At 70.1% G+C, this 18,762-nt stretch carries 21 protein-coding genes; 8 read left to right on the top strand and 13 right to left on the bottom strand.

Annotated features, from left to right (window positions below; all coding sequences use genetic code 11):
• Positions 1-2: 2 nt before the first annotated feature.
• Both AAFO60_RS11310 and AAFO60_RS11305 read left to right on the top strand, forming a co-directional pair.
• Complete coding sequence (locus AAFO60_RS11310; RefSeq protein ID WP_347956300.1) at positions 3-629, top strand: NUDIX hydrolase; 627 nt, start codon at positions 3-5, stop codon at positions 627-629.
• Between the two features lie 1,082 nt (positions 630-1,711).
• On the top strand, positions 1,712-2,038 hold the full coding sequence (locus AAFO60_RS11305; protein ID WP_347956299.1) for a GIY-YIG nuclease family protein: 327 nt from the start codon (positions 1,712-1,714) through the stop codon (positions 2,036-2,038).
• 134 nt (positions 2,039-2,172) lie between these two features.
• Here the strand turns inward: AAFO60_RS11305 and AAFO60_RS11300 are convergent, their stop codons facing one another.
• The 4 genes from AAFO60_RS11300 to AAFO60_RS11285 form a co-directional block, all read right to left on the bottom strand.
• Entirely contained in the window at positions 2,173-2,973 is an 801-nt protein-coding gene (locus AAFO60_RS11300) for a crotonase/enoyl-CoA hydratase family protein (protein ID WP_347956298.1), read from the bottom strand.
• 24 nt (positions 2,974-2,997) lie between these two features.
• Complete coding sequence (locus tag AAFO60_RS11295; RefSeq protein WP_347956297.1) at positions 2,998-3,366, bottom strand: hypothetical protein; 369 nt, start codon at positions 3,364-3,366, stop codon at positions 2,998-3,000.
• Positions 3,353-4,249, bottom strand: a complete 897-nt coding sequence (locus AAFO60_RS11290; RefSeq protein ID WP_347956296.1) for an SDR family oxidoreductase — start codon at positions 4,247-4,249, stop codon at positions 3,353-3,355. Before AAFO60_RS11290 ends, AAFO60_RS11295 begins: the two co-directional genes overlap by 14 nt.
• 208 nt (positions 4,250-4,457) lie before the next feature.
• Complete coding sequence (locus tag AAFO60_RS11285; RefSeq protein WP_347956295.1) at positions 4,458-5,234, bottom strand: SDR family oxidoreductase; 777 nt, start codon at positions 5,232-5,234, stop codon at positions 4,458-4,460.
• 78 nt (positions 5,235-5,312) lie between these two features.
• Between AAFO60_RS11285 and echA20 the strand changes: the two genes are divergently transcribed.
• Genes echA20 through AAFO60_RS11265 form a run of 4 tightly spaced genes read left to right on the top strand, consistent with a single transcriptional unit; the run spans position 5,313 to position 8,831 of the window.
• Positions 5,313-6,077, top strand: coding sequence for a (7aS)-7a-methyl-1,5-dioxo-2,3,5,6,7,7a-hexahydro-1H-indene-carboxyl-CoA hydrolase (echA20, locus tag AAFO60_RS11280; protein WP_347956294.1), 765 nt, complete (start codon positions 5,313-5,315; stop codon positions 6,075-6,077).
• A gap of 5 nt (positions 6,078-6,082) precedes the next feature.
• Complete coding sequence (locus AAFO60_RS11275) at positions 6,083-6,988, top strand: CoA transferase subunit A (RefSeq protein ID WP_347956293.1); 906 nt, start codon at positions 6,083-6,085, stop codon at positions 6,986-6,988.
• Entirely contained in the window at positions 6,949-7,740 is a 792-nt protein-coding gene (locus AAFO60_RS11270; RefSeq protein ID WP_424309669.1) for a CoA-transferase subunit beta, read from the top strand. Before AAFO60_RS11275 ends, AAFO60_RS11270 begins: the two co-directional genes overlap by 40 nt.
• Positions 7,737-8,831 (top strand): NAD(P)H-dependent flavin oxidoreductase, encoded by a 1,095-nt coding sequence (locus AAFO60_RS11265; protein ID WP_347956291.1) that lies wholly within the window; start codon positions 7,737-7,739, stop codon positions 8,829-8,831. Before AAFO60_RS11270 ends, AAFO60_RS11265 begins: the two co-directional genes overlap by 4 nt.
• 171 nt (positions 8,832-9,002) lie before the next feature.
• Here AAFO60_RS11265 and AAFO60_RS11260 read toward each other — a convergent pair whose 3' ends face one another.
• From AAFO60_RS11260 to AAFO60_RS11240, 5 genes are all read right to left on the bottom strand, one after another.
• Positions 9,003-9,893, bottom strand: a complete 891-nt coding sequence (locus AAFO60_RS11260) for a type IV toxin-antitoxin system AbiEi family antitoxin domain-containing protein (RefSeq protein ID WP_347956290.1) — start codon at positions 9,891-9,893, stop codon at positions 9,003-9,005.
• 101 nt (positions 9,894-9,994) lie between these two features.
• Positions 9,995-10,960 carry a sigma-70 family RNA polymerase sigma factor gene (locus AAFO60_RS11255; RefSeq protein WP_347956440.1) on the bottom strand — a complete coding sequence of 322 codons (966 nt, stop codon included), beginning with the start codon at positions 10,958-10,960 and terminating at the stop codon, positions 9,995-9,997.
• Positions 10,961-11,082: 122 nt separating this feature from the next.
• The gene (locus AAFO60_RS11250) at positions 11,083-11,520 is read right to left on the bottom strand and encodes a VOC family protein (RefSeq protein WP_347956289.1); all 438 of its coding nucleotides are present in this window, start codon (positions 11,518-11,520) and stop codon (positions 11,083-11,085) included.
• Between the two features lie 95 nt (positions 11,521-11,615).
• A complete protein-coding gene (locus AAFO60_RS11245) occupies positions 11,616-12,158 on the bottom strand; it encodes an MOSC domain-containing protein (protein WP_347956288.1) in 543 nt (180 codons plus the stop codon).
• A gap of 28 nt (positions 12,159-12,186) precedes the next feature.
• Positions 12,187-12,567, bottom strand: a complete 381-nt coding sequence (locus AAFO60_RS11240; RefSeq protein WP_347956287.1) for a nuclear transport factor 2 family protein — start codon at positions 12,565-12,567, stop codon at positions 12,187-12,189.
• A 70-nt stretch (positions 12,568-12,637) separates the two neighbouring features.
• Between AAFO60_RS11240 and AAFO60_RS11235 the strand changes: the two genes are divergently transcribed.
• Entirely contained in the window at positions 12,638-13,525 is an 888-nt protein-coding gene (locus AAFO60_RS11235) for a LysR family transcriptional regulator (protein ID WP_347956286.1), read from the top strand.
• On the opposite strand, the gene AAFO60_RS11230 is transcribed toward AAFO60_RS11235, so the two are convergent.
• Positions 13,488-14,765, bottom strand: coding sequence for a multidrug effflux MFS transporter (locus AAFO60_RS11230; RefSeq protein ID WP_347956285.1), 1,278 nt, complete (start codon positions 14,763-14,765; stop codon positions 13,488-13,490). The two genes, AAFO60_RS11235 and AAFO60_RS11230, sit on opposite strands and share 38 nt — an antisense overlap.
• Before the next feature lie 64 nt (positions 14,766-14,829).
• On the opposite strand from AAFO60_RS11230, the gene AAFO60_RS11225 reads away from it, so the two are divergent.
• On the top strand, positions 14,830-15,936 hold the full coding sequence (locus tag AAFO60_RS11225) for a class I SAM-dependent methyltransferase (protein WP_347956439.1): 1,107 nt from the start codon (positions 14,830-14,832) through the stop codon (positions 15,934-15,936).
• Between the two features lie 62 nt (positions 15,937-15,998).
• Here the strand turns inward: AAFO60_RS11225 and AAFO60_RS11220 are convergent, their stop codons facing one another.
• From AAFO60_RS11220 to AAFO60_RS11210, 3 genes are all read right to left on the bottom strand, one after another.
• The gene (locus AAFO60_RS11220; protein ID WP_347956284.1) at positions 15,999-16,892 is read right to left on the bottom strand and encodes an alpha/beta hydrolase; all 894 of its coding nucleotides are present in this window, start codon (positions 16,890-16,892) and stop codon (positions 15,999-16,001) included.
• Positions 16,893-17,054: 162 nt separating this feature from the next.
• Positions 17,055-17,999 (bottom strand): helix-turn-helix domain-containing protein, encoded by a 945-nt coding sequence (locus AAFO60_RS11215; protein ID WP_347956283.1) that lies wholly within the window; start codon positions 17,997-17,999, stop codon positions 17,055-17,057.
• A gap of 63 nt (positions 18,000-18,062) precedes the next feature.
• The gene (locus AAFO60_RS11210) at positions 18,063-18,665 is read right to left on the bottom strand and encodes a TetR/AcrR family transcriptional regulator (RefSeq protein WP_347956282.1); all 603 of its coding nucleotides are present in this window, start codon (positions 18,663-18,665) and stop codon (positions 18,063-18,065) included.
• Positions 18,666-18,762: the final 97 nt, after the last annotated feature.

The following is an 18,762-nucleotide window of genomic DNA, read 5'->3' as shown; positions in this document are numbered from 1 at the left end:
CGATGATGACGACACCCGACACCTCCGACCTGGCGGCGACGATCTCGGCGAACCTGGCCGACTTCCCCCGCCGCGCCGCGGCCGACCCGCGCCGCCGTGCCGCGGTCGTCGTGTGCGTGCTCACCGGCACGCCCGGACGCACCGAGCCCAAGTTCCTGGTGATCAAGCGAGTTCCCAAGGGACTCAACGCCGGTCAGTGGGCGCTGCCGGGCGGCAAGGTCGACGCGGACGAGACCGACGTGCAGGCCGCCTTGCGCGAGCTGCACGAGGAGGTGGGACTGGCCGTCGACGAGACGTCCGTGGCCGGTCTGCTCGACGACTTCGTCACCGACTCGGGTTTCGTCATCACCCCGGTGGTGGTCGTGGTGGACGGCGCGCCCAAGCTTCGTCGCGATCCGACGGAGGTGCATTCGATCCACCCGATCCCCGTGCGGCGACTGCTGGCCGACGGCGTCCCCCGCTGGACGCGCGGCGAGGGCAGCGGCCCGCTCCTGCAGATGCCGCTGCGACACGACATGGTGATCCATGCGCCCACCGGCGCGATCCTCCTGCAGTTCCGGGAGGCGGCCCTGCTGGGCAGGCACACCCGGGTCCACGATCTGCTGCAACCGGAGTTCACCAGGGTGTGAACCACCCGCCATCGACGTCGCCCGGCCGAGTGACCCTCGGCCGGGCGACGTCGTCTGCGCTGGTCGAGTAGAGGTCCCAGGCCGGTCGAGTAGTCACCGAGCCCAGCGAGGCGACGTCCCAGGCTGGTCGAGTAGTCACCGAACCCAGCGAGGCGACGCCCCAGGCTGGTCGAGTAGTCACCGAGCGCAGCGAGGCGACGTATCGAGACCCCCGCCGGATCGGACATCTCGATACGCTCGCTCACTTCGTTCACGGGCTACTCGATAACCCTGAAACGCACACCGAAGCCTCACACCCAGACCCCGTCACACCCCCAGGCCGATCGAGTAGTCACCGAGCGCAGCGAGGCGACGTATCGAGACCCCTGCCGTGCCGGACATCTCGATACACTCGCTCACTTCGTTCACGGGCTACTCGACAACCCTGAAACGCACACCGAAGCCCCACACCCAGACCCCGTCACACCCCCAGGCCGATCGAGTAGTCACCGAGCGCAGCGAGGCGGCGTATCGAGACCCCCTGCCGCGTCGGACATCTCGATACGCTCGCTCACTTCGTTCACGGGCTACTCGATAACCCTGGAACGCACACCGAAGACCCGCACCCAGCCCCGTCACAACCCCAGGCCGGTCGAGTAGTCACCGAGCCCAGCGAGGCGACACCCCAGGCTGGTCGAGTAGTCACCGAGCGCAGCGAGGCGACGTATCGAGACCCCTGCCGTGCCGGACATCTCGATACACTCGCTCACTTCGTTCACGGGCTACTCGACAACCCTGAAACGCACACCGAAGCCCCACCCCCAGACCCCGTCACCACCCCAGGCCGATCGAGTAGTCACCGAGCGCAGCGAGGCGACGTATCGAGACCCCCGCCGTGCCGGACATCTCGATACACTCGCTCACTTCGTTCACGGGCTACTCGACAACCCTGAAACGCACACCGAAGCCCCACCCCCAGACCCCGTCACCACACCAGGCCGGTCGAGTAGTCACCGAGCCCAGCGAGGCGACGTATCGAGACCCCGCCCCACCCTGTGGACAACGACGTTGCCGACGCGCACCCGCACGCCGACACTCGATGCATGCGCGGCTACTTGTACATCCTCAGATGCGCGGACGGCAGCTACTACGTCGGAAGCACCCGGGACGTCGACCACCGTTTTGAACAGCATCAGTCGGGGCGAGGTGCGCGGTACACCCGTGACCGAAGACCCGTCGAGCTCGTCCTCTCCGAAGAGTTCGAATCGATCGAAGAAGCTTACGGGATGGAGAAGCGGGTGCAGAAGTGGTCGCGAGCCAAGCGCGAGGCGCTGATCGCCGGCGACTTCGGCGCGCTTCATCTGGCTTCCAAGAAGGGCTTTCGGCCGCCGCGACCTCCAGGTTCGTCGAGTGGTCGGCGCACGAAGTGAGCGAGCGTAGCGAGACGGGAACGGGGTCTCGATACGTCGCCTCGCTGCGCTCGGTGACTACTCGACCAGCCTAAGGACCTCCGCCGACAACTCGACCGGCCTGCGGCCCTCCGGCCTGAGGGCCCTCGGCCGCCCTACTTCCCCTGCCAGTCGGGCTTGCGCTTCTGCGCGAACGCCGTCGGCCCCTCGAGAGCGTCGGCCGAGGTGAGGACCTTGGCGCCCAATACTTCGTTGACCGCCCACGGATCCTCGGCGCCCCAGGCCGGATCCCACTCCGACAGCGCCGTCTGCGTCCGATACATCGCCTGCTTGGTGTACTGCACCGACAGCGGCGCGTTCTCGGCGATCTTGCGCGCCAACTCCAGCGCGGCGTCGAGCACCTGCTCGGCCGGGACCACCCGGTTCACCAGGCCCCAGTCCAAGGCGGTCTGCGCCTCGATGCCGTCGCCGGTCAGCGCCAACTCCAGCGCCCGCTTCATGGGCAGCTGCCGTTGCATCCGGATCACGCCGCCACCTCCGGCGATCAGGCCACGCTTGACCTCGGGCAGTCCGAACACCGCGGTGTCGGCGGCGACCACCAGATCGCACGCCAGCATGATCTCCGTGCCACCGCCCATCGCGAAGCCGTTGACGGCGGCGATCACCGGCTTGTCGACCCAGTGCTGGACGATCCCGGCGAAGCCTCGCTCGGGATGGGCGTCGTCGACGATCGGCTCCCCGCGGGCGACGGCCTTCAAGTCCGCGCCCGCGCAGAAGGCGCGACCGTTGCCGGTCAGGACCACCGCGCGGACCTGCGGGTCCGCCGACGCCTGCGCCAGCGCATCACCCGCAGCGGTGGCGAGAGCCGCGTTGACCGCGTTCATCGCCTCGGGCCGGTTGAACGTGAGGACGGCGACGCCGTCGCGCACCTCGTAGAGAACGACAGTGTCGGACACTCCGGTTCCTTTCGTCGGCGATGCTCACGCCTTGCGGCGCGACACCGAGAAGCCGGCGACGATCGCGGTGATGGCACCGGAGTCGTCGACGTCGAATGATTCGGTCACCCGTGCGGCCAGGCCGAGCGGCTTCGGGTGGACGTGCACGTAGTAGGTGGTGTGCACGACGGCGCCGTCGACGCGGGCCTCGAAGTCGCTGATCCGGTGGATCAGCTTGAACTGCGGCCCGCCTTCGAGGCTGCGGCGGATGTGGTCGCCGCTGCGGCCGGTCTTGACGCCGAGCTCGATCCGGGTGCACCCCGGATCGAGCCGGACCGCCGACGCGTCATGGCTGACCAGTGCGTCGACGTAGGCGCGAGCGGCGGCGATCCGGTCGGCGTCAGCGAGCGCCATAAGCCTTCACCTGTGCGGGCGACGCGGCGATCAGCTCGGCGATCACCGGCGTCAGCTCGGCGACCTCCCAGCGGGCGCCCTTGTCGCGCGAGGCCGCACGCTGCCAGCCGTCGAGCACGGTGACGGTCCCGCCCTCGACCTCGAAGAGGCGTCCGGTGACCTCAGCCGAGGCAGGCGAACCGAGCCACACCACCAGCGGCGAGATGTTCGCCGGATCCATCGCGTCGAACGAGCCGTCCTCGGGCGCGGCCATCTGCGCGGCCATCGCCTCGCCGGCGCCCATCGTCATCTGGGTGCGCGCCGCCGGAGCGATGCCGTTGACGGTGACGCCGTAGCCGCCCAACTCGGCGGCCGCCTGAATGGTCAGCTCGGCGATCGCCGCCTTCGCGGCGGCGTAGTTGCCCTGCCCCACCGAGCCGAAGATGCCCGCGCCCGAGCTGGTGTTGATGATGCGGGCGCTGACCTGCTCACCGGCCTTGGCCTGTGCGCGCCAGTGGGAGCCGGCGTGCCGCAGCATCACGAAATGACCCTTGAGGTGCACGCGGACCACCGAATCCCATTCCTCCTCGCCCAGCGAGAGGAGCATCCGGTCGCGCAGGAAGCCGGCATTGTTGACCAGTACGTCGAGGCGGCCGAAGGTGTCGATCGCGGTCTGCACGATCGCTGCGCCGGTGTCCCAGTCGGCCACGTCGCCCGCGGCGACGACGGCTTCGCCGCCCGCAGCCTTGATCTCGTCGACGACGGTTGCGGCCGAATCGGCGGCGTAGTCGTTCACGACCACCTTGGCGCCGTCGGCGGCGAAGGCGTGCGCATGCGCCCGGCCGATGCCCTGCCCGGCACCGGTGACGATGACGACGCGACCTTCGTTCAGTTTGTTGCTCAAGTTCTTGTTCCTTCTGTTCTAGTTTCTTGGTGATGCTGGGGGCGTCGTCTCGATACGCCGCCTCGCTTCGCTCGGTGGCTACTCGACAACCCTGGGGGGTGCCGTGTCGCGTATCGAGAGGCAGCGGTCTCGATACGCCGCCTCGCTACGCTCGGTGGCTACTCGACAACCCTGGGGTGCCGCGCCGCGCAGGCGTGTCGAGAGGCGGTCAGTCGTTGCCCGCATTGGCGGCTGCCAGGAAGGCGGGCTTCTCGCCGCCGCCGTGGACGGTGACGATGGAGCCGGTGATGAACTCGGCCAGCGGCGACAAGAAGAACGCCACCGCGTTGCCGATGTCGGCGGGCAGGGCCAGCCGGCCCATCGGGATGGTCTCGCCGACGGCGGCGATACCCGCGTCGTCGCCGTAGTGCAGGTGCGACTGCTCGGTGTGGATCGGTCCGCACACCACCGAGTTCACCCGGACTGTGGGCGCCCACTCCACCGCCAGCGACCCGGTCAGGTTGTCCAGCCCCGCCTTGGCGGCACCGTACGCCGCGGTCCCGGGCGACGGCCGGTGCCCGCTGACGCTGGAGACGTTGACCACCGAACCGCCGCCGGGCTGCCCGGCCATCACCTTGTAGGCGGCCCGCGCGACGATCAGCGGCGCCACCAGGTTCAGCTCGATGATCTTGCGCGAGTAGTTGTCCGAGGCGTCGGCGGCCAGCGCGAACGGCGAACCGCCCGCATTGTTCACCACGCCGTCCAGACGACCGTGCCGCTCGACGATCTTGTCGATCATCTCGGCGACGGCGTCGCTGTCGCGGACATCGCACGGATAGAACTCGCGGTCGTCGTCGCCGGGCCGCCGGGCGCAGACGACGGGGTTGGCCCCCAGCTCGTCGAGCACCTGCGCGATGCCCGCACCGACGCCGCGGACACCGCCGGTGATCAGGATCGTTTTCCCAGCCAGCCCCAGATTCACCGGACTGTGCACTGCATTGGTCATGGTGCTACTGTAACAAACAACCAAGCATTTGCTTGGGCGACTTGTTCAAGCCCCTGCCACCACAACGAAGGAGCCGGTGTGCCGATCACCACCGCCCGCGTCGAATCCGGCATCGTCACCGTGACGGTCGACTTTCCGCCGGTCAACGCACTCCCCAGCGCCGCCTGGTTCGAACTCGCCGACGCGATCGAAGCCGCGGGCACCGACCCCGAGACCACCGTGGTGATCCTGCGGGCCGAGGGCCGCGGCTTCAACGCCGGCGTCGACATCAAGGAGATGCAGCAGACCTCGGGCTTCACCGCCCTCGTCGACGCCAACAAGGGCTGCGCCGCCGCCTTCGCCGCGGTGTACGACTGCGCGGTCCCGGTGATCGTCGCCGTCAACGGCTTCTGCGTCGGCGGCGGCATCGGCCTGGTCGGCAACGCCGACGTCATCGTCGCCTCCGACGACGCCGTCTTCGGCCTGCCCGAGGTGGATCGCGGCGCACTCGGCGCCGCCACCCACCTGGCCCGACTGGTGCCCCAGCACATGATGCGCACGCTGTACTACACGGCGCAGAACGTGACCGCCCAGCAGCTGGTCCACTTCGGCTCCTGCTACCAGGCAGTTCCCCGCGAGGAACTGCTCGAGGCCGCGCTGGAGGTCGCCCGGCAGATCGACGCCAAGGACACCCGCGTCATCCGCGCCGCCAAGGCCGCCATCAACGGCATCGACCCCGTCGACGTCAAGACCAGCTACCTGCTCGAACAGCGTTACACGTACGAACTGAATCTGGCCGGTGTGGCCGACGAACACCGCGACGCCTACGTCGCGACTGGCAAGACTCTGAAAGAGGGGAAGTAACTGGCATGGCTGCCAAGACTGATAAGCGCTCGACGCTCGACGAGGTCGTCGCCGAGCTCCGCGACGGAATGACGATCGGCCTCGGCGGGTGGGGCTCGCGCCGCAAGCCGATGGCCCTGGTCCGCGCGATCGCCCGCTCGGACGTCAAGGACCTCACGGTGGTCGCCTACGGCGGCGCCGACATCGGCTTGCTGTGCGCCGCAGGCAAGGTCAAGCGCGCCTACTACGGCTTCGTCTCACTCGACGCCGCCCCGTTCTACGACCCGTGGTTCGCCAAGGCCCGCACCTCCGGCACCCTCGAGGCCCGCGAGATGGACGAGGGCATGATCAAGTGCGGTCTGGAGGCCGCGGCCGCACGACTGCCCTTCCTGCCGATCCGCGCCGGCCTCGGCTCGGCCGTGCCCGACTTCTGGGAGGGCGAGCTCAAGACCGTCGAGTCGCCGTACGCCGACGCCGACGGCCGCACCCAGACGCTGATCGCGATGCCCGCGCTCAAGCTCGACGCGGCCTTCGTGCACCTGGACATCGCCGACATCCACGGCAACGCCGCGTACACCGGCGTCGACCCGTACTTCGACGACCTGTACCTGGCGGCCGCCGAGCGCCGCTACGTCGAGGCCGACCAGGTGGTCTCCACCGAGGAGCTGGTCAGCTCCGTCGCCCGCGAGCGGCTGATCGTCAACCGGATGAACGTCGACCGGGTGGTGCACGCGCCGAACGGCGCCCACTTCACGTTCGCCGGCGGCTACGGCCGCGACGACGCCTTCCTGCGCCACTACGCGGCCTCGGCCGCCGACGACGAGTCGTGGTCGGCGTTCCGCAGCCGGTTCCTCGACGTAGACGAGGCCACCTACCAGACCGAAGTCGCCGCATGGCAGGCAGAGCAGACCCAAAAGGAGACCTCCAAGTGACCGCACAGGACATCACGCGGGCCGAGTACTGCGTCGTCGCCTGCGCCGACATCTTCACCGGCGCCGGCGAGATCATGGCCTCTCCGATGGCCACCACCCCGCTGATCGGCGCCCGACTGGCCCGGCTCACCACCGAGCCCGACCTGCTGATCACCGACGGCGAGGCCCTGATCCTGGCCGACGCCCCGGCCGTCGGCCAGTCCGGGCCCATCGAGGGTTGGATGCCCTTCCGGAAGGTCTTCGACGTCGTCGCCTCGGGGCGTCGCCACGTGGTGATGGGCGCCAACCAGATCGACCGCTACGGCAACCAGAACCTGTCGGCCTACGGCCCGCTGCAGCACCCGACGCGGCAGATGTTCGGCGTCCGCGGCGCACCCGGCAACACCATCAACCACCCGACCAGCTACTGGGTGGCCCGCCACACCGCGCGCGTGTTCCCCGAGCAGGTCGACATCGTCTCCGGCGTCGGCTTCGACAAGGTCGACGAGCGCAACCCCGCCTACGACGACCTGAACATCCACCGCGTCGTCACCAACCTGGGCGTCTTCGACTTCGGCGGCCCCGGCCACACCATGCGGGCGCTGTCGCTGCACCCGGGCGTGACCGCCGCCGAGGTCGCCGAGAACACCGGCTTCCCGGTCGCCGATCTGGAGTCCGCTCCGGTCACCGCGACCCCGACCGACGAACAGCTGCACCTGATCCGCGAGGTCGTCGACCCGCGCGGCGCCCGTGATCGCGAGGTCCGGTCGTGACGACGGCGTCGGAGCCCGCAGCACCCATCGCCACCCGGTTCACCGAGATGGTCGGGATCGAGTACCCGATCGTCCAGACCGGCATGGGCTGGGTGTCGGGGCCGTCGCTGACCGCGGCCACCGCCAACGCCGGCGGCCTGGGCATCCTCGCCTCGGCGACGATGACCTACGACGAGCTCGAGTTCGCGATCAAGAAGACCAAGTCGCTGACCGACAAGCCCTTCGGCGTCAACCTGCGCGCCGACGCGACCGACGCCGCGGAGCGCGTGGATCTGATGATCCGCGAGGGCGTCAAGGTGGCCTCGTTCGCGCTGGCTCCCAAGAAGGAGCTGATCAGCAAGCTCAAGGACAACGGCCTGGTGGTGGTGCCGTCGATCGGCGCCGCCAAGCACGCCGTGAAGGTGGCCTCGTGGGGCGCCGACGCGGTGATCGTGCAGGGCGGCGAGGGCGGCGGGCACACCGGCCCGGTGGCCACCACGCTGCTGCTGCCGTCGGTGGTCGACGCGCTCGGCGGCAACGACGGTCCGACGTCGATCCCGGTGATCGCCGCCGGCGGCTTCTTCGACGGCCGCGGCCTGGTCGCGGCCCTCGCCTACGGCGCCGACGGCGTCGCGATGGGCACCCGGTTCCTGCTCACCTCCGATTCGGCGGTGCCCGACAGCGTGAAGCAGGAGTACCTGAAGCGCACGCTCAACGACACCGTGGTCTCGCTCAAGGTCGACGGCATGCCGCACCGGGTGCTGCGCACCGAGTTGGTGGAGGCGCTCGAGAGCGGCTCGCGGGCCAAGGCTCTGCTGGCCGCCGCCCGCAACGCCAACGAGTTCAAGCAGATGACCGGCATGCGCTGGACCGCGATGCTCCGCGACGGCGCCTCGATGAAGAAGTCGGGCGAGCGCACCTGGCAGCAGATCATCATGGCGGGCAACACCCCCATGCTGCTCAAGGCCGGCCTCGTCGACGGCAACACCGAAGCCGGTGTGCTGGCGTCGGGCCAGGTGGTCGGCATGATCGACGATCTGCCGTCCTGCCGCGAGCTGATCCAGACGATCATGACCCAGGCGCACGCACGGCTGGCCGCGCTGCCCCGGTAGCGCGCCCACAACAGACCCAGGCCCGGTCGGCGACGTCCCCTCGCCGGCCGGGCCTGTTCCAATTCCCGCCCTGTCTCACCTTCACCGTGCGCCGCCCGCGCCGCGAGGCGGATCTGCGTCGGCAGTTGTATCCCTGGGCGACAACTCCCGACGCAGATCCGCGCCCACCGGTCACATCGCGACCACCCCGCGCGAGTTCAACAGGTCGATGACCTGTTGAACGCAGTCTTCGCCGCTGTCGGCGAGCATGTGCCAGTCGAACTGCAGCTCGCGCCACTGGATGTGCTCGAGATGGTTCGCCTTCGCGAAGTCGTTGCCGTGCCGGCGCGGGTCGCGATGAAACGCCCAGCCCGAGATCTCGACGGCGACCCGGTACTCGGGCCACGCGAAGTCCAATCGCCAGCGCCCGTACCACAACTGCTGCACCCACCCGGTGACGCCCCGTCGCTGCAGCAGGCGAACGAACAGCCGCTCGGCCGCCGACTCGCTGTCCGAGCTCGCCACCGCGACGAGTCGGCGGGCTTCGACGATCCCGTGCATTCCCGCGGCCTCGGCGACCACGCGCTCCAACTCCGCAAGTTGCACCTGTCCCACCTGCAGCATCCGGTCGAGGAAGACGCTGCCGTCGGGCAGTTCGACTGCGGCGAGCAACGCCGTCAAGGGCTTCCCGGTCAAGGGCAGCCCCCGGACCTCGGTCAGCCACTTCGGGCGCAGGCTGCGACGACTCGTCCGAACCTGCACCGGCAGGTCCACCGCCGCAGGTTCGGATGCACACGAGACCGTCAGCGGCGTGGGCAGCGTACGCACCATGCCGTGCCACCACGCCGCGGTGGTACCGTCGGCCACGCCCCGGTGAGCGAGGACGACGATGCGGACCATCGCCGCCTCGCTGAACTCGTGGGAGGCGGATCGAAAGAGTCCCGGCACCACTCGAATCCACTCTCCGCGCATCACCCGCCCGCGGATCCGAGCACGGCTGAGCCCGCCCGCCAATGCCTGCCCGGCCGTGATGACCCCGTCATGTGCTGCGAGAACCGCTGCGATCTCCCCGTAATCCCCCACACCTCTTTAGACGCACCGGGCCGGCGATCGGTTCCGCCCGGATTCGCGTCGGGAGTTGTCGCCTGCAGGTACAACTCCCGACGCAGATCAACCGAGACCGCTCACAGCACCTCCGGCAGCCCCGCCATCGTGAACAGTGCGGGCTCGAAGAAAGCACCGACGTGGACGATCTGGCCGCCGACGATGCTGAGCACGTCGAGTTGGAAGCGACGCCAGAGCTCGCCGTCGCGCATGTACATGCCCGCGGCCGGCCGGCCGTTGCAGGTGGTCTTGACCATCTTGATGTCGCCGGGAGCCTTGGCCGGGCACTGGGTCAGGCTGAGCACACCGATCGCGTCGGCGCCGACATACCAGCCCGGGAACGGCGGCATCTCCCAGATCGCATCGGCGGCAAGGACTTCCACGACCCCGGGGATGTCGTGCCGCTCGAAGGCGGAGCAGAAGTCGTCCCACACGCGCCGCTCGCGCTCGGTGAGTTCGGCGGCCCGGCGCCCGTCCTGCCGGGCGCCGTCGCCGAGGGTCTTGCGCGCTCGGGCGAGCGCGCTGTTGGTCGCGGCGACGGTCATGTCGAGGGACTGCGCGGTCTCGGCCGCGCTGAAGGCGAGGACGTCGCGCAGGATCAGTGCGGCCCGCTGCCGCGGCGGCAGCTCCTGCATCGCCGCGACCATCGCGAGGCCGACGCTCTCCCGCGCGGTCACCTCCACCGCAGGGTCGCCCGCCGCCCGATCGCCCAGCACACCGTCGGGCAGCGGCTGCAGCCACCGGATCTCGGTGTTCGCGACCACCGGCTCACGCGGATCCGACGACTCGGTGCCGAGCCCGGTGGGGAGCGGTCGCCGCGCCTTGCCCTCCAGCGCCGTGAGGCAGGTGTTGGTCGCGATCTTGTACATCCAGGTCCGGACCGACGACCGGCCCTCGAACCGGTGAAAGGCCTGCCAGGCGCGCAGGTACACCTCCTGCAGCACGTCCTCGGCGTCGGTCGCCGAGCCGAGCAGGTGATAGCAGTGCACCAGCAGTTCGGCGCGCAGCGCCCGGGTGGCCTCGTCGAAGGCGCGGTCGTCGGTCATCGCTTCCCCAGTTCCCATCCTGCCGAGTCTCCCGGTGCCGCCGGTTCCCAGTCGAACCCGGTCCCAGTCGAACCCGGTGCCCCAGTCGAACCCGGTGCCCCGAGTCCGCGTTCGCGCGGTGCTCAGCCCTCCTGGGCGGCGGCGTAGGCCTCCGGGCCTGCTTCCACGGCTTCCGGGGCCATCCACATGATCTCCCAGCCGTGGCCGTCGAGGTCGTAGAACGAGCTGCCGTACATGAATCCGTGGTCCTCGGTGTTGCCGAAGGTCGCGCCGGCCGCGACGGCCTTGTCGACCAGTCCGATCACCTCGTCCTTGCTCTCGGCGCTGAGGCAGAGGATGGCGCCGCTGGTCGTCGTGGCGTCGATGATCTCCCGGCCGGGAACGAAGGTCTGGTAGAAGTCGCGCTGCAGAAGCATCGCGACGATGGTCTCGCCGAGCACCAGCGCTGCGGCCTTCTCGTCGCTGAAGCGGTCGTCGAAGGTGTAGCCCAGCTTGCCGAAGAACTCGCGTGAGGCGGCGAGGTCGGCGACGGGCAGGTTCACGAAGATCATCTTGTGCATGGCGGATTCCTCTCGTCTGCGGCATCCCGGTGGGAGCCGTCATAGAGGTAGACCGCCGCCGCGACCGAAACTGATCGGTGTCGGCGAAAAAACTTTCAGCGCGGTGAGACGTCGCGGATCGTCGGGGCGCCGGCGGGCACGTGCAGCACCGTGATCTCGTCGCCGGCGGCGATGGTTCCCCGTTCGACGACGCGCAGGTACGGGCCCACGCGCTGCTCTTGCGCGAACCGCTTCACCCAGCCCCGACCGTCGTCGCCCATCCACCGCGCGAAGGTCTGGCAGGGGATGCGCGGCGCGGTCACCTCGACGACCACCTGCGCACCGAGGCGCCAGCGTTCGCCGATCCGCGCACCGTTGACGTCGATGCCGACCGTGCGCAGGTTCTCGCCGAAGACACCCGGCGGCAGATCGCGCCCGAGTTCGGCCGCCCAGAAGTCGATGTCCTCCTGCGCGTACGCGTACAGCGCCTTGTCGGGACCGCCGTGGTGCTTGCGGTCGGCCTGCACGTCGGCGTAGGCGCCGTACTCGCCGATGCGGACCGGGCCGTCGACCGGCCGCTTGTCGATCGCGGTGGTGCCGACCTTCCCCGCGTCCGGGTGCAGCCGGGCGACCACGCAGATCGCCGTCACCTGTGCCATGCGGGTCAGATTACCGCCGGCCCGCCGGTCAGCTCGCGGCGAGGATCCCGCGTGGATCGAAGGTGACGTCGACCCGCGTGATGAGTCCGTTCTCGACGTGGGTCCAATTGGCGACGGCGGTGACCGGGGCGCCGCTCATCCCGAGGTCGAACCAGGTGATCACGTCGGTGTCGTCCGCGAGGCGCTTGCGGACGACGAAGCTGTCGGTGGCGGCGGCCATGCCGGCCAGGCCGGCCAGGAACTCCTCGGGTCCCGAGGCGGTGCCGAAGACGCCGGTGAACCGGCAGTCGTCGGACAGGTGTCTGCGCAGATCGGTGAAGTCCTTGCGACGCCAGCAGTCGGCATACAGTTCGGCGATCCGAAGCGGGGAGAGTGCGGCCTTCGTCGGCGAAGTTGGTGTGCTGTTCATGCCTCAACTCTGCGCCACCTGCCGGCATACGTCCAACAGCTGGTTGTGCTGAAAACTATCATCAACAGTCATGGAACTGCATCAGCTGCGCTACCTCGTCGCGGTGGCCGACCGCGGGTCGTTCACGGCTGCGGCCGCGGAGCTCAACGTCAGCCAGTCGGGGGTCAGCGCGCAGATCGCCAAACTCGAACGCGAACTCGGCCACCGCCTGTTCGACCGGTCCGGCCGCACGGTGACGCCGACGGCGGCGGGAGCGGCCGTCCTGCGCCATGCGCGGGCCGTCCAGGGCTCGATCCAGGCCATCGCCACCACCGCCGACGAGCTGTCCGGCCTGGTGCGCGGGCATGTGCGGCTGGGCACCGTCATCGGCTGCACGATCCCCGGCTATCTCCGGGGCTTCGCCGACTTCCGTCTCGCCCACCCCGAGGTGTCGGTGGCGGTGACCGAGGCGAACTCCGACGAGATGATCGCCGACCTGGCGCGCGGCCGGCTCGACGTCGCCATCGTCGCGCACGCCGACCCGCTGCCGCCGACGATCACTCACACCACGCTGATCCGCGAGCCGCTGGCGGCCGTGGTTCCGACCGACCATCCGTGGGCCGGCCGGGACCGGATCGCCCTGGCCCGGCTGGCGGAGGTCACCGTGCTGTCGCTGCCCGACGGGACCGGGGTGCGGGCCGCCCTGGCCGCCACCGCCGTCGCTGAGCGGGCGACGGTGACGCCGGCGGTCGCCGCCTACTCGCCCGAAACCGTCCTCGCGCTCACCGAACTCGGCGGCGGCGTCGGCCTGCTCACCGCGTCGATGGCCGGCGGCCGCGACGGACTGGTGGCGATCCCGATCGCGCAGTCGCGCCCCACCGTGCTGTCGCTGGCCTGCCGAGCCGATCCCTCGGCCGCCGCCCGCGCGATGGTCGCGGTGCTCACCGAGCGGCTGCGTCCGACGGCCGGGAGCCGCTGACCCGACCGCCCGGGTGCCGCAGCGTCGTCGTGAACGCTCCCGCCGCGAGCACCGTGCAGGTGAAGATGACGATCGCCATCGGCAGCACGCTGGTGGAGCCGCCGATCCCCACCAGCGGCGAGACGACGGCGCCGACGGTGAACTGCAGGGTGCCGAGGACCGCCGAACCGGCGCCCGCGCGGTCGCGGACCTGCCCCAGCGCCAGGGCGGTCGCGTTGCCCGCGGTGAACCCGAAGGTCGAGGTGAGGCAGAACATCAGCACCAGCAGCAGCCAGTGGACGTCGGCCGCGACCAGCGCGACGACGAGCATCGCCGCACCGACCACCAGCAGGACGCCGACCCCGATCGCCAGCAGGGTCTGCGGCCGGAGTCGGCCCACGAGGCGGGTGTTGGCGGTGCCCGCCGCCCCGATTCCGAGCGCGTTGATCGCGAACAGGACCGAGTACATCCCGGGCGAGAAGCCCATCAGGTCCTGGATGACGAACGGTGAGGCCGAGATGTATCCGAACATCGCGCCGAAGCCGATCCCGAAGGTCAGCGTGTACCCCAGGTACAGGCGGTCGCCCAGGACCGAACCGAAGCTCCGCGCGATCACCCGCGGCTGCACCGGGTGCCTGCGTTCGACGGGCAGGGTCTCGGGCACGAAGCGGGCCACGGCCAGCAGCATCACCAGCGCCAGTCCGGTGAGGACGTAGAACACGCCGCGCCAACCGATCGGCCCCACCAGCGCGCCGCCGAGCAGCGGCGCCACGACCGGGGCGGCGCTGGTGATGATCATCATGATGCTGAACAGCTTGGCCGCCTGGTCGCCCTCGGTGCGGTCGGCGATCACCGCGCGGGCGACCACCACGCCCATGCCGCCGGTGAGCCCCTGCAGGAAGCGGACCGCGATCAGCACCCCGATCGACGGCGCCACCGCGCAGCCCAGCCCGGCCAGGGTCAGCAGCACCGTGCCGACCAGCAGGGGTCGGCGTCGTCCCACCCCGTCCGACAGCGGCCCCATCAGCAGCTGTCCGGCCGCGAGCCCCAGCATGAAGCTGGTGAGCGTCAACTGAACCGCCGACGGCGACGCCGCCAACTCGTCCACCACCCGCGGCAGACCGGGCAGGTACATGTCGGTGGCGAGCGGCGCGATGGCCGACAGCAGGGCCAGGCTGAGCAGCATCGGCACGGGGATCGCCCGGGGCCTGCGACCCGCTCCCGTCGTCGGGGCGGACAGGGGCGATGAATCCGACAGCATGCCCTCGACGCTACCGTCGCCGCGGATTCCGGAACTCGCGGCGGTCGACGGTAGCCTCCTGGTGGTGGACTTCTCCCTGCTTCGACGCGATCCGGACGTGACCGGCCCCGACCTGGCCGCCTCCGACGCCGCCGACCGGCTCATCCTCGACGAGGCCGCCGCCCACCTGTCGGGCCCGGTCGCGGTGATCGACGACGGGTACGGAGCGCTGGCGATCGGGGCCGCGCTGGCCGGTGCGGATCCGGTTCGCAGTCACCAGGATCTGATCACCGGCGAACGCGCCCTCGCCGCGAACGCCGACCGGTACGGTGTCGCGGTTCAGCAGTCGCCCTTCAGTGCCGACGTGGTCCGCGGGGCGCGCACCGTCCTGCTGCGGCTCCCCCGCGGTCTGGATCGGCTCGCCGAGGTCGCCGCGTTGATCGCCGCGCACGCCGACCCCGAGGTGATCGTGGTGGCGGGCGGCCGGATCAAGCACATGTCGCCGACCATGAACGGCGTCCTCGGCGAGGTCTTCGAACGGGTGGACGTCACCCATGCGCGGCAGAAGTCGCGGGTCCTGCTGGCGCGCGGACCGCGCCCCGACGTCGCCGCGGCACAGCTGCCGACCTGGCCGCGGCACGAGCGCCACGACGATCTCGGTCTCACGATCGCCGCGCACGGCGGAGTCTTCGCGGGCACGCGCCTCGACGTCGGCACCCGGTTCCTGCTCTCGGTCGCCGGCTCCGCGGTGCCCGACGCATCGTCGGCCGTCGATCTCGCCTGCGGCAACGGCGTGGTGGCGGCCGCCCTGGCCACCGCCCGACCCGCGATCTCGGTACTCGCCACCGACCGCTCGGCAGCCGCCGTCGCCTCGGCTCGCGCGACCGCCGCGGCCAACGGGGTCGCCGACCGCGTCCGCGTGGAGCAGGCCGACGCGTTGGAGACGGTGTCCGGCGGTGCCGCCGAGCTGATCCTGCTCAATCCCCCGTTCCACAGCGACGCCGCACTGTCGACGGGCATCGCCCGGCATCTGTTCGCCGACGCCGCCCGCGCTCTCGCGCCCGGCGGGGAACTGTGGTGCGTGTGGAACTCGCACCTGCGGTACCGGCCGACGCTGGAGCGCACGGTGGGGCCGACCCGACAGATCGCGCGCAACGCGAAGTTCACGGTGACCGCGTCGACGAAGGCCTGAGACCCGGCCGCAGCCGACCCCGATGCTGCGGCCGCCCCCGCAGCGCCCGAACCGCGCCGGGCTCAGCCCAGGTGCTCGACGAACCACTCCCGGGCCAGGGAGCTGGATCGGTCGAAGCCGTCGAGGTAGACGTCGAAGTGTCCGCCCGGCAGGATCTCGAGCCGTTTGGGCTCGCGGGCCCGTTCGTAGGCGGCCAGCGCCAGCTCGGTCGGGCACAGCACGTCGTCGCTCGCGGGCAGCATCAGCAGCGGGGTGGGCCCGATCTTCTCGATGAAGTCGGCGGGCACGTACTCGCCGAGCATCTCGACGCTGCGCAGCGTGATCTCGTTGCGCCATGCCGGTGCGACCGTCGCGGCGCTCTCGGTGAACCAGACGTACGAATCGGCGGTCGGGAGTGCTGACGGCGCGAGCGGGTTCTCGTCGACCACCGGAACCATCGCGGGCGGCTCGCCGGCGAACCGGGCGAGGCGGTCGGCGTCGAAGGCCGCGCGCGAGCCGACGAGGAAGTCGGGGCGGGTCAGCCGCCGCAGGTTCTGGTAGCCGTCGACCATGCAGCCCTGACTGACGACGGCTTTGACGCGGCGGTCGAGGGCGGCGACGACGAGGACGTGTCCGCCGGAGTAGCTCGATCCCCAGACGCCGATGCGGTCGACGTCGACCTCTGGCAGCGTGCTCGCATAGGTGATCGCATGCCGATAGTCGCGGACCTGCTGCCACGGGTCGATCTCCTGCCGCGGCTCGCCGTCGCTGGCGCCGAAGTTCCGGTTGTCGAAGACCAGCGCATTCAGTCCAGCGGCGGCGAAGACCTCCGCGTACCGGTCGAGGTACTGCTCCTTGACGGCCGAGAATCCGTGCGCCATCACGATCGTCGGGCGGGTCCGGTCGCCGTGCCCGGGGTAGAACCAGCCGCGCAGAGCGACCCCTTCCGCACTGAACTCGACGTCACGACGTGCCATGACCGAACACTTCCCTTCGACCGCAGATGATGAGATTCGGGACAGCCCGCTCGAGGGACGGGGCGCCTCGAGCGAGCTGTGATTGGAAGTCTCTCGTGATCGGCGGGGTCGCTGGAATGTTCAGTTCGGCCATCCTGTGGAATCTGCGCGCCAACCGGCGCCTCAGGGAACGCGGGCGCCGCGGAAATCGCTGGGCGAGGTCCCGTAGAACGACTTGAAGGTCCGGCTGAAGTGACTGGCGTCGGCGAAGCCCCACTTGTCGGCGAGTGCGGCGATCGGTGTGTCCGAGACCGCGAGTTCGTCTCGGGCGCGGGCCAGCCGCCGGATCCGGATTGTGTCGCGGACCGTCTGCCCCGCGGCGTTGAACACCCGGTTCACCGTGCGCACCGACACTCCGTGGGCGCACGCGATCATCCCCGGCGACAGCGCGCGGTCGAGCAGATTGCTCTCGATGAAGCGGTCCATCGCATCGTGCAGGGCCGGTCCGGCCTGCGATCCGATGCCGTCGGTGTCCGGGCGCAGGGCACCGGCCAGCAGCTCCAGGGTGGCGTTGCGGGCGGCCGTCGTCGCACCGGCCGACAACCGCGGCAGCGAACCGGCGAGCGTGTCGAGGTAGCCGACGAGCAGTTGGGTCGCGGCAGCGTCCGGCCGGATGAAACCGGGCCGGGCCCAGGGCAGGCAGCCCACCTCTTCCAGCGCCGACCGGGGTATCACCAGGCTGCGCTTGGACAGTTGTTCCAGGACCGCGAACCGCGCGGGCGTGTCGCTGTCCCACGCGAGGATGTCACCGGGTCCCAGCTCGATCGCCGTCTCGCCCTGGCTGACCGACTCCCGGCCGCTGCGCGTCATCAGGACGACGAAGAACTCGCCCTCGGTCGCGCCGATCTGCCTGCGCTGCCGGGTGCCCGAGCACGGTGAGCAGTCGCAGTCGACGAGCGCGAGGTCCCCGATCCGCCATCGTTCGATGTCGGCTTCGAAGGGTTCCGGGCCGGGGTCGATGCGCGTGGTCCACGGCATGTGCGTCAGCGACAGCATCTCCTGCCAGCGGTCGTTCGGGTCGTCGCCCCCGGCACCCAGCGAATAGCGTTCTTCCCTCGTCACCGGCATCGTCGACCTCCAACCGCTCCAGGACCTTCGACCCTACGCGGCGCAGGCCCGCCGGGGAGGGTGTCAGCGCGGGAGGATTCCGTCGAGGACGATCGACAGGTACTGATCGGCGATCTGCTCGACGGTCTTCGAGCCGCCGGGCTGGTACCAGCGGACCGCGACCCAGACGGTGTCGCGCATGAAGCGGTAGACCAGGTCGATGTCGAGGTCGGCCCGGAAGTCGCCTTCGTCGACGCCGCGGCGCAGCACGGACTCCCACAGCCTGCGGAACTCGAGGTTGCGTTCGCCGATGTACTCGAAACGCTCCTGACCGGCCAGTTGTCGCGCTTCGTTCTGGTAGATCGCCACCGCGGTGTGGCGCGAGTCGATGGCCTCGAAGGAGGCGATGACGAGCTGGCGGATGGTGTCGGTGGCCGACGTTCCCGCATCGGTGATCTCGCGGTAGCGGGCGAACAGTGCGTCGAGGAAGTCGCGCAGCAGCTCGTCGACCATCGATTCCTTGGAGTCGAAGTGGTGGTACAGGCTGCCCGACAGGATCCCTGCGGCGTCGGCGATGTCGCGGACCGTCGTCGACCGCAGACCGCGGTCGGCGAACAGCTGTCCGGCGATCCCCAGCAGTTCTTCTCGACGACTGAGTCCGCTCGCCGATGTCTTCGCCGCCACCATGCCTCCTCGTACGACTCCCTCCACCCTAACAAATGCTTGGTTGGTAACGCCGGTGACCCCGGAGTCGAGGCGCGGGTGGACACCGGCCGACGCGGCC

The sequence above is a fragment of the Gordonia aichiensis genome, from assembly GCF_039946255.1.
GTDB lineage: Bacteria > Actinomycetota > Actinomycetes > Mycobacteriales > Mycobacteriaceae > Gordonia > Gordonia aichiensis_A.
Note: the sequence above shows the minus strand (reverse complement) of the source record. Positions and strands in the feature narration are given on the sequence as shown.